Annotated in this window: 9 protein-coding genes; 8 read left to right on the forward strand and 1 reads right to left on the reverse strand. The window is 50.5% G+C overall.

Annotation, left to right across the window (positions count from 1 at the left end; translation table 11 throughout):
• Positions 1–66 precede the first annotated feature (66 nt).
• Positions 67–3,207 carry an efflux RND transporter permease subunit gene (locus ACAW75_RS02055; RefSeq protein WP_370727000.1) on the forward strand — a complete coding sequence of 1,047 codons (3,141 nt, stop codon included), beginning with the start codon at positions 67–69 and terminating at the stop codon, positions 3,205–3,207.
• 32 nt (positions 3,208–3,239) lie between these two features.
• On the opposite strand, the gene ACAW75_RS02060 is transcribed toward ACAW75_RS02055, so the two are convergent.
• Entirely contained in the window at positions 3,240–5,633 is a 2,394-nt protein-coding gene (locus tag ACAW75_RS02060) for a sialate O-acetylesterase (RefSeq protein WP_370727001.1), read from the reverse strand.
• Between the two features lie 480 nt (positions 5,634–6,113).
• On the opposite strand from ACAW75_RS02060, the gene ACAW75_RS02065 reads away from it, so the two are divergent.
• The 7 genes from ACAW75_RS02065 (at position 6,114) to ACAW75_RS02095 (ending at position 12,996) form a co-directional block, all read left to right on the forward strand.
• Positions 6,114–6,947, forward strand: a complete 834-nt coding sequence (locus tag ACAW75_RS02065; protein ID WP_370727002.1) for a MotA/TolQ/ExbB proton channel family protein — start codon at positions 6,114–6,116, stop codon at positions 6,945–6,947.
• Positions 6,948–7,021: 74 nt separating this feature from the next.
• Complete coding sequence (locus ACAW75_RS02070; protein ID WP_370727003.1) at positions 7,022–7,648, forward strand: ExbD/TolR family protein; 627 nt, start codon at positions 7,022–7,024, stop codon at positions 7,646–7,648.
• A 127-nt stretch (positions 7,649–7,775) separates the two neighbouring features.
• Positions 7,776–8,312, forward strand: coding sequence for an ExbD/TolR family protein (locus ACAW75_RS02075; protein ID WP_370727004.1), 537 nt, complete (start codon positions 7,776–7,778; stop codon positions 8,310–8,312).
• Positions 8,313–8,316: 4 nt separating this feature from the next.
• Positions 8,317–9,144 (forward strand): energy transducer TonB, encoded by an 828-nt coding sequence (locus ACAW75_RS02080; RefSeq protein WP_370727005.1) that lies wholly within the window; start codon positions 8,317–8,319, stop codon positions 9,142–9,144.
• A gap of 319 nt (positions 9,145–9,463) precedes the next feature.
• Positions 9,464–10,399: a PstS family phosphate ABC transporter substrate-binding protein gene (locus ACAW75_RS02085; RefSeq protein ID WP_370727006.1), complete on the forward strand. Its 936-nt coding sequence runs from the start codon at positions 9,464–9,466 to the stop codon at positions 10,397–10,399.
• A 96-nt stretch (positions 10,400–10,495) separates the two neighbouring features.
• A complete protein-coding gene (locus tag ACAW75_RS02090; RefSeq protein WP_370727007.1) occupies positions 10,496–12,298 on the forward strand; it encodes a tetratricopeptide repeat protein in 1,803 nt (600 codons plus the stop codon).
• A gap of 116 nt (positions 12,299–12,414) precedes the next feature.
• The gene (locus ACAW75_RS02095; protein ID WP_370727008.1) at positions 12,415–12,996 is read left to right on the forward strand and encodes an adenylate kinase; all 582 of its coding nucleotides are present in this window, start codon (positions 12,415–12,417) and stop codon (positions 12,994–12,996) included.
• The last annotated feature ends 22 nt before the right edge of the window (positions 12,997–13,018 follow it).

Raw genomic sequence — 13,018 nt, forward strand, 5'->3', positions numbered from 1 at the left:
CGGCAACGGGAATAGAGCAAAGCTATTCACTCAGTCGCTCTTTCAATCTTTCGCTCATTGAGAACCATGAATAACTTCATCAAGTCGATCCTGACGTTTTCTCTGAAAAACCGATTCTTCGTGTTTTTTATGGTCGGCGCATTGACCATAGCGGGCATTATCAGCTACCTGAAAACCCCGATCGAGGCGTTTCCCGACGTTACGAATACCCAGATCATTGTGGTAACGGAATGGAACGGGCGTAGTGCCGAAGAAGTAGAACGATTCGTGACGGTGCCGATCGAAGTGGCCATGAACTCGGTGCAACGCAAAACCAACGTGCGCTCTATCACCATGTTCGGGCTGTCGGTCATGAAGATCATTTTCGAAGACGACGTCGAAGATTTCTTTGCCCGCCAGCAGGTAAACAATCTGCTCCGAACGGTGTCCCTTCCCGAAGGTGTAGAACCCGACATTCAGCCACCTTATGGCCCCACCGGTGAGATTTTCCGGTACACCCTCAAATCACCTACCCGCGATACCCGTGAATTGCTGACGATTCAGAACTGGGTAATTGACCGGCAGTTGCGTGCCGTGGCGGGTGTAGCCGATATCGTAGCGTTTGGTGGCCGCGAAAAAACGTATGAGGTGAGCGTCAACCCGTTACTCCTTCAGAAGTACGGCATTACGCCTTCCGAAGTGTATAACGCCGTGACCCAGAACAACCTGAATGTTGGCGGTGACGTGATTGAGAAAAACGGGCAGGCGTATGTGGTACGGGGAATTGGTTTGTTAACCAACATCGACGACATCAATAACATCATTGTTGATGAGCAGGGTGGTCTACCTGTACTTGTACGGGATGTTGCTGATGTTATTGAATCAAATCAGCCCCGGGTAGGGCAAGTTGGCCTGGATAAAAACGACGATGTTGTTGAAGGCATCATTGTACAGCGCAAGGGTGAGAACCCATCGGAGGTGCTGGGGCGGGTAAAAGAAAAAATAGCCGAGCTGAATGAGAAGGTGCTCCCCGACGATGTAGAGATGGTCACCTTCTACGACCGCGACAACCTGATGACCTTTTGTACCGAAACGGTTCTGCATAACCTGGCCGAAGGTATTCTGTTCGTCACGGTCATTGTCTTCCTGTTCATGGCCGACTGGCGCACGACGGTCATCGTCAGTATTATTATTCCACTGGCATTGCTGTTTGCGTTTCTCTGTATGCGCCTGCGCGGTATGTCGGCAAATTTGCTCTCAATGGGGGCTGTCGACTTCGGTATCATCATCGATGGAGCCGTGGTTATGGTCGAAGGCATCTTTGTGGTGCTTGACCATAAAGCCCATAAGGTGGGCATGGAGCGCTTCAATAGACTGGCCAAACTGGGGTTGATTCGCAAAACAGGCACCGAGCTGGGCAAAGCTGTCTTTTTTTCCAAACTGATCATTATCACCGCCTTACTGCCTATTTTTTCGTTTGAAAAAGTAGAGGGTAAGATGTTCAGCCCCCTGGCCTGGACACTCGGTTTTGCCTTGCTCGGCGCGCTGATCTTCACCCTGACCCTGGTGCCGGTGCTCTGCTCTATGCTGTTGAACAAGAACGTGAGGGAGAAGAATAACTTCATTGTTAATTTCTTCAACCGCAGCATCACGCGAGGCTTTACCTGGACATATGCCCACAAGAAAATCAGTATGCTGGCCGCGCTGGTGTTTATGGGCCTCAGCTTTGCCTCGGCCACGCTACTGGGCACCGAGTTCCTGCCGCAATTGAATGAAGGCGCCCTTTGGGTTGAAGCCAAGCTACCGATGAGTTCTTCACTCGGTGAAACAGTGAAAATGGTGCATACCCTGCGTGGCAAACTGATGGAGTTTCCTGAGGTACGCGGTGTCCTGTCGCAGACGGGGCGTTCAAATGACGGTACCGACCCTTCGGGCTTCTATTATGTGCAAATGCAGGTCAACCTGAAGCCTAAAAAGGAATGGGCCCGGACAATCACGACCGACGGCCTGATCGAAGAGATGGATGCCAAGCTAAAGCAGTTTCAGGGCATCAACTACAACTATTCGCAGCCGATCATCGACAACGTGGCCGAGGCAGTGGCTGGCATGAACGCCAGTAATGCGGTGAAAATATTTGGCAGCGACCTGGCCGAGCTCGATAAATATGCCAATCAGGTTATTGACGCCATCCGGGACGTACCTGGCATTAAAGACGTCGGGATTCTGCGGAACGTAGGCCAGCCCGAACTCAGCATATATGTTGATAAACAGAAAATGGCCTTCTACGGCGTGCGGGTAGGCGATGCTGAAGCGGTTATTGAGATGGCTATTGGCGGTAAAACGGCTACGCAACTTTATGAAGGCGAACGCCGGTTCGACATCCGGGTACGTTACCTGCCCGATTACCGTAAAAATGAAGAAGATATTGGGCTCCTGATGGTGCCAACGATCCGGGGTGATAAAATTCCGCTGAAAGAGATTGCTACGATCAAAACCCTGACCGGACCGGCCTTTGTTTACCGCGACAAAAACAAACGGTTCATTGGTGTCAAATTCTCGGTTCGTGAGCGGGACCTCGGCAGCACTATTGCCGATGCACAGCAACGGGTTCGTGAAAAGGTCAAATTCGAGAAAGGTTATGAACCCGAATGGACGGGCGAGTTTGAAAATCAGGTACGTGCCTCGAAGCGGCTTGGCCAGGTAGTACCCTTAAGCCTTCTGGCCATCTTCGTGATTCTATTTGTACTGTTCGGGAATGCTAAAGATGCGGGGCTGGTGCTGCTCAACGTGCCGTTTGCCCTGATCGGCGGCATCCTGGCACTACATGCCACCGGTACGATCTTCGGCATTTCGGCGGGTGTCGGTTTTATCGCGCTCTTTGGTATCTGTGTGCAGAATGGCGTTATCCTCATTTCGGTGTTCAACGCCAATCTTACCGCTGGTATGACACTCGATCAGGCCATTTCTGAAGGCGTACAATCCCGGATTCGCCCGGTAGTAATGACCGCCATGATGGCCGCAATTGGTTTGCTCCCGGCAGCCGTTAGCAGTGGCATTGGTTCCGAAACGCAGAAACCCCTAGCCATTGTGGTCATTGGCGGCCTGATCACCGCTACTATTCTAACCCTGCTCATCTTCCCGATCATCTACCGGTTCTTCAACCGAAATACAACGCACACCGCCCGACGGGGTGGCAAGAAACGCAAACAGGCAGTGGAAGTGGCTTAACCCACTTGATAGCTAACAGCTGTCTTGTGGGCTTATAGCACCCGCAGATCAACATTAGCTTCATCATCTTCTCCGGTCAACACCGGGTATCCATTTCCGGGTGTGCTATCGGGATCGGCCGGTGCAGCAAAACGTACCTGCGCCTGGGTATGTTTTAAACCTGCGGTGGTGACTCTCGCCCTGAAACTGATGGTAGTGGATGCCCCGGCAGGTAGTGATAACGTTGTTCCGGTGATTCCTCCCCCACCAGGCCCCATCGTATTGCTGTCAACGAATTGGAGTCCGTCGGGCAGGTAAGCGGTTGTGTTCACGTTTGTGGCAGTTGCCCCACCTTCATTGCTTACAATTAACGTATAGGTGACCAGATCGTTGAGTTTCGGCGTTCGAGTACTCACCACCATACGCAGGTTCAGATCGGCCAAATTCGCCACTGGTGTTGGCTGGTTACTCTTTACCGTCGGCAACGGTTTCTGGTTTGGGTTGGGAGAAGTATACGTGGCCGCCCCAGATCCAACCCGTAGGTCGAGTTGAGTGGCATCATCCTGTCCATCGCCCGTCCCTGAACCTGGCTGACTGTCCGGGTCGGCATTCTCAGCCTGTATAATTTCCGTGGCTACCTGATAAGTACCATCTGCGGTAGCCGTTACCCGAAACGCCTGCGTTACATGCTGCCCCGCTTCCAGAACAGGCAACGTACCTGACACGACCCCGTTGCCAACCGATACGTTGGCCGATAGGGCCGTTGCCGCCATATTGGCAGGTAAACGACACGCCCAGTTCACATTAAGAGCCCGAACAGCACCGCTGTTACGGGTTGTCAGAAAGATGGTTGCAGTATCATTGACCGAAACCACGCGGCGAGAGGCGTTGCTGCTCAGATCCAGGTCTGTTTTCGGCAACAAATTGACAAGAGGCGTAGGCGCACCGGCCATTACCGGGTTTGTTGACACGACACGTACCCGATAAGTGCCCACTGCCAGCGAATCCGGCCAGCGCACCACTACCGGCGACAGGCTACCGCGCCCTATTGTAGCCCGGAATCGGCCCTGTGCATCCAGCACCTGTACATCCCATTGGTTACCGGCGTTGAACGTACCCAGTTGCGTAAACGAAACCTGCACGCTATCGCCAGCAGAAAAGGGACCTCCACCTGCTGCACCAACATCGCCAGTGGCAGCAAATAAGAGGGGAAGAATAGGCGAGGCTGTCTGAAAGAAACTGTCGCTCAAGCTATTGCTCCAATTTCGAGCTAAACGGGATAGCCCCATGTTAGCCGGAATTGCCAGCGGATTAAGGTAGTATTTCGGGTGTGGCGACGGGCGTAAGGCGTTTCCGAAATGCACATCAGCTTTACCGCCTAGCCGGTTGATGATCGTGTCGTTCAGCGGTCCTTCGAAGACGTTAAAATCAGGTGTCTGGATGACCTGCCGCTGTTGCGCAATGACGTCCGCATTTGTTACCTCGCCGGTAAAAGATGCACGCGCCACGACCCAGGGCATGGAACGGTTGTTAAAATCCAGCCGCACTTTCCGAATCAACGAGTCGAGGCGAGCGGCGTAGAGAGGAATCGTCGCTGGCCGTGCGTTCTCTGACTCACCCTGCTGCCAAAGCACCGCCCGAAAGCCGCCTGTAGCACCATAATAACTCATCAATTGCCGCAAATTCGTGTAAGGCTGTAGGTTAGGCCAGTTCGCCACACAGTTAAAAAGATTACACGCCGGTTCACCTTTGGCCGTATTACTCCAGTTATCAATGGTCGACGCATCCCAGCCTGCATTGTAGAACATCACCGGCACATTGAACCGGTTGACGATATAATCGCCTAGTTCGCCCCAGGCCCACGAGCTTTCGCCCATCGGGAATACCCGTTTTCCGGCTGTCAGCGGCGTATAAGTAGCATAGGGCATTGGGTTACCCGACGAGAACAGTGCCACATAGGGAGGAGGGTAATAATGATTGATGGTATCAATGGAACTGACCCGGTCAGAAACCGCGCCCAGGTCATTATCCCCAATACCAAATCCACGTGCATTCGATTGACCCGCCGTAATGAATACCTCCCCAATACCTACCGGCTGAACCGTTGTTTCTGCTATCGTAGCCCCGTTTTTTATGGCCCGTATCGTTAGTATATACCACCCCCCTGCCCCCGTTAGCGAACCTATAACAACGCCTGCCGATGCATTTGCCTGGATTAGCTGCCAGCTGGTAGTCGTTCCCAGTCCGGCAGTTACAGGCGTTAGTTGCCCCTCTATCCGATCGGCGGCCTGCGCCAGTCTGGCAGCCACATAGAGGCGCCCCTGATTGTCTAGACCACGTTGTGTTACAAAACGACTGGTTGGAAACTGAATGGATAATTGAGCGACAGCGGACAAGGCAGCAACCTCCAGAAGGCATAACAGGCAAGCAAAGAGGCGATACTTCATTAATGAACAGGCAATGTAAATCTCTTAGGAATATAGAATAGATAGCCTAATTTTAGAAAGCATTATAACCTTGTGGAAAACATAGACAGGCTGCATCTATTAAAAATCAAAGATAATAGACTCAATTTTTCCAGCCCGATTAAACTATGTTAAGGCGTGCTCCTCCCCAAAATACAATTATGCATGTTCCCATTCCTGAGTAACGATAAACCGGCACTACCTTGACAGTCAATATGTAAACGGTACGGAATGTGTCTTAAGCGATTGGATTTTGTCCTATGAAATAGTGAGAAAATTACAATTCACGATTTTTTTACAAGAGCACTGTATCTGTATATGGACAGAAAAAACGTAGATTTGTAAGCGTGTTTAGTGGGCTTTACCGGAATTTTATTTCTCGAAACGCCACAGTTGTAAAATTTTCACTTTTTTTACGTTCAAAACCTAACTTTCAATTCAACCCCAACAGTACACAGTTCAATGAAGACACAATCTGCAACCCCCGCACCCGCTAAGGCAGCCGCACCGAAGAAATCGTCAGGTGGTTTGAACCCAGTGTTTGTGATCCCAATCCTGTTCATCATTGCCGAATTGGTTTTCCATTTCGTTTTTGGCGATGGCAAGCACTTCCAGGATGGTGACAACACGAAGCTCCCCCTCCCTGGTGACTATTTTGGAACCGTTTATGCTGGTGGTTTTATCGTACCTATTCTGTTCACTTGCTTCCTTTGCGTATTCGTTTTCTCAATTGAGCGTTTCATCACCATTGGCCGCGCCAACGGATCAGGCTCAATCGATGACTTCGTTCGCAAAATCAAGAGCCAGCTCGACCGGAACGAGGTTGCAGCGGCTATCGCTGAGTGCGACAAGCAGAAAGGCTCAATCGGTAACGTAGTGAAAACTGCCCTGCTGAAATACCAGCAACTGGCTACAGACACGCAACTGAACAAAGAGCAGAAACTGGTTGCTCTCCAGAAAGAAGTAGAAGAAGCCACTACGCTGGAACTGCCAATGCTGGAGAAGAACCTGACGATCATCGCTACTCTGGCGTCGGTATCTACCCTGATCGCCCTGCTTGGAACGGTACTTGGTATGATTCGTGCCTTCGCCGCCATGGGTGCTACTGGTCAGCCAGACACAGGCGCTCTGTCGACAGGTATCTCTGAAGCCCTTGTAAACACGGCTATCGGTATCGGTACAGCGGCTATTGCTACGATCATGTACTCATACTTCACGAGCCGGATCGATACCCTGACTTACAACATCGACGAAATCGGTCTGAGCATCCAGCAGAACTTTGCTGCGCATAACTAAGCCGGTTTCTGACGTTAGTTAACACGGGTGGCCCGCCCCGCCTGGGCGGGCTAACCCCTTAACAGACCAAATCAATGCCAAAAGTTAAAGTTAAACGGGCCAGTTCAACGGTCGATATGACAGCGATGTGTGACGTAGCCTTCCTGCTACTCACCTTCTTTATCCTGACTGCCCAGTTCCGGTCGCAGGATGCTGCCGCGATCGAAACGCCTTCGTCGATTTCCTCTATCAAGGTGCCTGATACAGACATCATGACCATTGCGCTCGACAAAGAAGGAAAGATCTATTTCGGGATCGACGGTCAGCCAACCCGGATTGCCATGCTGGACAACATAGCCGCCGCTAAAGGCATTACGTTCAACGATAGAGAAAAGAAGGAGTTTGCCCTGATGAGCAACTTCGGTATGCCTATCGCCCAGTTAAAGGCGTATCTGAACCTGTCTAAAGAGCAACAGGCTAAAGTCAAGCAACCAGGTATTCCAACGGATACGACCGGTGCTGGCCCGACCAACGAGCTGAAAGACTGGGTCTATAACAGCCGTAAAGCCAACAACAATCTCCGGATTGCCCTGAAAGGTGATAACCTGGCCAAGTTCACGAACTTTAAGAACGTGCTGGCTACGCTTCAAGCGCAGAATATCAACAAATTCAACCTGATCACTGGCACAGAAGCGCCACCAGCAGGCTGGAAAGCAGATTAAAGGAAACGCTGGTTTTCTGTTCAGCGTCAAAATGATGGTTTGCGCAGTAACTTCTTATGGAATTTTTGAAGCCGGCGCATCAAGAAGATAAACGCTAGAACAGTTAACCAATTAAACATTTTCCCTCATGGCAGAAATTAACACCGGTGGAGGTGGTGGTAAGCATGACGGTGGTAAGGTACGGTCCAAGAAAGCGTCAACCCGTGTCGATATGACACCGATGGTTGACCTTGGGTTCCTGCTCATTACCTTCTTCATTCTGGCTACCACCCTCAGCAAACCATCGTCGATGACGCTGAACGTACCGGACAAAACGAAAGAGATTGAGACCGAACCATTGAAGGCCTCAAACGTAATGACGATTTTCCTGGGTAAAGACAACAAGGCCCACTACATTTTTGGTAAGGCTGCCTCTGAAGACCCGGAAGTGAAAACCGTTTCAGTGGGTTACGACCTGCGGAAAGCGATTCAGGAAAGTGGCGCTAAAGTTCCTGCCGACAAGTTCGTGGTAGTTATTAAGCCAACGAAAGAATCTACCTACAAAAACATGGTAGACCTTCTGGACGAGATGGCCATCATCAAAATCAAGCGGTACGCACTGGTTGATGTGTTGACGCCCGACGAGAAAACGCTGTTGAAAGACAAAGTCAAATTAGAGATCTAGACCCATGGCAGAAACTCCAAAACAAGCGACACTCGATGATATCGTGTTCGCGAACCGGAACAAGGCCTATGGTGCCTATGCCCTCCGGAAAGAGTACCCAGCGGTTGTAACCCGGGCGCTTATCATTGGCTCAGCCATCACAGCACTGGCCCTATTCGGCCCAACGCTGATCGACATTCTGAAGCCGGAAGAAAAGCAGGAGGCAATGGTAGAAGTGGATCTGATGAAGCTGCCCCCGCCGCCAATCGATCCGAACGAACCACCGCCACCACCGCCACCACCGGTTGAACTACCGAAGGTAAACACAGTTAAATTCCTTCCGCCTGAAGTAAAACCTGATGAGGAAGTTCCAGAGGAAACGCCCCCCCCTGCCGTTGAAGAACTGAAGGAGGCCGTTGCCGCTGAAAAGACTCAGGAAGGTGATCCCAACGCTGAAGAAGTGATTGCTGCCCCAGAAGAGTCAGCAGGTCCGTCTAAGGCCGAGGTTGTGGTTGAGGCCCCAGCCCCTAAAGATGATGAAGTCTTTACGGTAGTAGAGCAAAACCCAGAGTTTGTTGGCGGTAACGCCGCTATGTATGCCTGGTTAGGCAAAAACATCAAGTATCCGGCTGCTGCCTCACGGGCCAACATTTCGGGTAAGGTGTTCGTTAGCTTCACTGTAAACACAGACGGATCTATCACCGATGCCCAAGTACTGAAAGGCCTCGGTTTTGGTACGGACGAAGAAGCGATCCGGGTGGTGAAATCAATGCCAAAGTGGAAGCCAGGTAAACAGTCTGGCCGTCCGGTTCGGGTAAAGTATAACCTGCCTATCAGCTTCCAGTTGGAATAAGCATGAACCGCGACACCAATCGCATTGCCGAAACGCTTCGACTGTATCTGTCGGTTTTGGCATCGGTCGCATATCTGGGAGGAGGCATCGCACTGATAGCCTCCTCTCAGTCTTTTGGGATCGCCGCTCTAGAAGGACCACTACGCTACGTATTGGCTGTTTTACTAGTAGTTTATGGAGCCTTCCGAGGGTTTCGAGCTATACAACAGTTTCGTAATCAATAGTTTGTGATCCGATTAACCATTAATGTGGAAAAACCGTTGTCAACGCATCTATGAGATGTACAGGCAACGGTTTCTCTGTCTTATCGCGACTACAAGTGATCTCAAAAACACATTTTTATTCATTCCTCTTTGCATTCGGGATTAGTTTGTCGGGGTGTAAGGATGAGAAAAAGCTGGACAGTCCTTCGCAAGGGCAGATTACAGTTGCCGCTGATGAATCTTATCAGCCATTGACGGAAGAAATTACCAGGACGTATCAGTTGCTGTACCCCAGAACAAAATTTGATCTGGTCTTTAAACCTGAGCGGGAGGCCATACGTCTAATGCTTGAAGACAAAGCCCGGATTTGCATTGTCTCGCGTAAACTGAGTGCCAATGAACAACGTGGCCTGGATCAGCATAAGATCGTTGGTTCAGCGACCCGAATTGCAACAGACGGGGTAGCACTTATTATTAGTAAGCAGAACACCGATTCACTGATGACGATGCGCGAACTACAGGGTTTGTTTACAAAACAAATAACGCAGTGGGGGCAGTTGAAGGGTAGCAATTTGTCGGGGGCAATAACGTTGGTATTTGACAATCCAAACTCCAGCAACCTTGATTATGTACTGACGAAGTTTGGTGTAAAGCGTTTAGACGGATTACGCATTACCACGGCAAAGTCGAATAAAGGTGTAATCGACTACGTTCGCCAACACCCGGACGCCATTGGTTTCATTGGTGTAAACTGGATTAGCGATGGCGATGGGCCAGTTTCAGCCGAGTTATCGAAGAATATCCGGGTTGTCGGGCTTTCTGAAAAAGAAAACCCTAGTTCACGGGCTGATTATTTTCAGCCTTTTCAGCAGGCGTTAGGCTTAAAGGATTATCCCCTGCGCCGCGATGTGTATATTTTGAGCCGGGAAGCCCATCCTGGTCTTGGTGGGGGCCTTACCAACTACCTGATTCGGGACGCAGGCAGCCTGTTGATCGAAAAATTAGGACTTTGGCCACAGGTGCCGTACAATAGGGAAGTACGTTTCAAATAAGCAGATGGTTTTTTCTGTTTGGACGCAATTTTTTAGTTTTGTGCCTTGTTTTATGATTAAAGCACCCTTCGTTTTTTTAACAACCTACGAATGCGAATGAACCAACCCAAAAACGCCCTGCTAGCCACCTTGTTTATAGGGGCTGCAACGTTGGTACCAGCCACCGCTCAGGATATTGCTACCGGTTTGAAAGATCTGGAGGCTGAGCGCGTTCCGAAGGCGGAGCAAACGTTCAAGCAATTGGCGTCAACGGCTCCAACCGCCGACAATCAGTTTTATCTTGGCTACTTCCTGCTTAAAACGGGAAAGCCCGATGAAGCCAAAGCGGCCTTTGAAAAAGGATTAGCTGCCGACCCTAAAAACCAGCTCAACAATGTTGGTCTGGCGGGTGTGGCCCTATCAAAGAAAGACCTGACTACAGCGAAAGCTAAGACAGATGAAGCCGTTGCTGCCACCAAAGGCAAAAACAGTGACGTACTGTTCCGTGCTGGTGAAATGTACACCTTATTTGAAGGTGATAAAGGAGCTAATGATCCCGCTCGGGCTATTGAACTGCTCGAGCGTGCCAAAGTTCTGGATAAGAAGAATCAGAATGTTGATATTCCGATGGCAATGGGCGATGCCTATACGCTTCGGAATGAAGGTGGCCCGGCGGTAAGTCGTTACGAAGAAGTAATTGATGGCCCGGTAGCAGCTGCCTCGAACAATACCGTTAAAGCTGAGGCTAACGCCAAAATTGGTCAGTTGTATCTGCGTAGTAAGCAATACAAGCTGGCGCAGGAGTTCTTCGAGAAAGCACTGGCTGCTGACCCAGAGTTTGCCCCTACGTACCGGTCATACGCTGATGCGCTGGTTGGCTCAAAAGCCTACAAGAAAGCATCGAGCATCTACGACACGTATGTGCAGAAAAGTGGAACGCAGGACCCCGAGCTGTTGCTGAACGTGGCCAAGTACTACTTCCTGGCGGGCGATCACCAGAAGTCGCTTGATTACCTGGCTAAGTTGAAAGGTCAGGTGAAAGACCCGATCATCGATCGGATGACAGGCTGGTCTAGCTTCGCTTTGGGTAAGAATGATGTCGCCGTTGAGTCGCTGAATAAGTTTATCAGCACAGCTCCGCAGAAAGTAATCTTCGATGATTACAAATACCTGGGACGTTCATATGCCCAGTTGGGCACTCCGGAAGGTGATTCACTGAGCGTTGTCAACTTGCTGAAAGCTGCTCCAAGTGATACCACAGAAAATCTGTATAAAGAAGTGGCTGACCGGTATTACGCCGCCAAACGTTACGATAAAGCAGCAACGTACCTACAGCAGGCTATTAGCACAGATAAGAAGCCAAGCAACAATGATTATCTGAAACTGGGCCTATCCTATTACAACTATGGCCTGCAGGTGCCTAAGCTGATAGCTGATACAACGCTGCAACGTACCGAGCGTACAAAAGCGTTTATGCAGGCTGATACCGCTTTTGCCCGCCTGGCCGATAACGCGGAGAAAATAGGCACTCCTTATCCATTGGCGTACTATTACCGGGCTCAGTCGAACTACTTTGCGAATGGCCGGGAAGCTTCACTAGCAAGCGGTGCTCCAGTGCCACTATACGAAAAGTTTATTGAGCAAGCCTTAGCTGCGCAGGCAAATCCAGAGACAGGTGCCACCACCCGCGAACAGAACAGAAAGTACCTGATCACGGCGTATCGGTATCTAATTCAAAACAGCATTGCCAAAAAAGACGATGCCAAAGCCAAGGATTACGCTAACAAGGTGCTTGAGCTGGACCCTAACGACAAGGATGCGAAAGAATTTTTGAATCCAACGCCTGCTCCGGCAACTCCGTCAAAACCGGCGGGCAAGCCAGCGGCTAAACCGGCTCCCAAAAAAGGATCAGCTAAGTAATAGTTTGACAGGAGTTTGTGCGCAGGGGCGCGGGCAGGTTTGTCCGCGCCCTTTCGTTTTGTAAATTTGTCGCCGTTGCTTTTTTCAAACGCAACCTTGCATCCCCTCGTAGCTGTATGCTCAATCTTGTACTGTTCGGTCCGCCGGGTGCCGGCAAAGGCACACAAAGTGAAAAATTAATTCAAAAGTACCAGCTCGTTCACCTTTCGACAGGTGATCTGCTACGGTCGCAGATTGCGGCGGGCACTGAGCTAGGTCTGCGGGCCAAATCGTTGATGGATCAGGGCTTACTGGTTCCAGACGAAGTGGTCATCGGTATGATCGAAGCCAAACTGATGGAGAATCAGCAGGCTGCCGGGTTCATTTTCGATGGTTTCCCCCGCACGGTGAAGCAAGCCGAAGCGCTGGATGAGCTGCTGACTCAACATGGTACAGGCATTACAACCATGGTTGCGTTGGTTGTCGATGAGGAAGAGTTAATCCGCCGGTTGCTAAAGCGCGGCGAAACGTCGGGCCGACCGGATGATAAAGACGAAGCAACGGCTCGCCGTCGAGTTAGCGTATACACTAACGAAACAATGCCTGTAGCTGAGCACTATGCTCATCAGGGTAAGTATGCGGCTATCAGTGGTATTGGTAGTATTGATGACATTTTTGACTTAGTGTGCCAAAAAATTCAACAGGCACAACCTAGTTGACCAAACAAACCACTGGTAGCTG

This window comes from Fibrella arboris, from assembly GCF_041321095.1.
Lineage (GTDB): Bacteria > Bacteroidota > Bacteroidia > Cytophagales > Spirosomataceae > Fibrella > Fibrella arboris.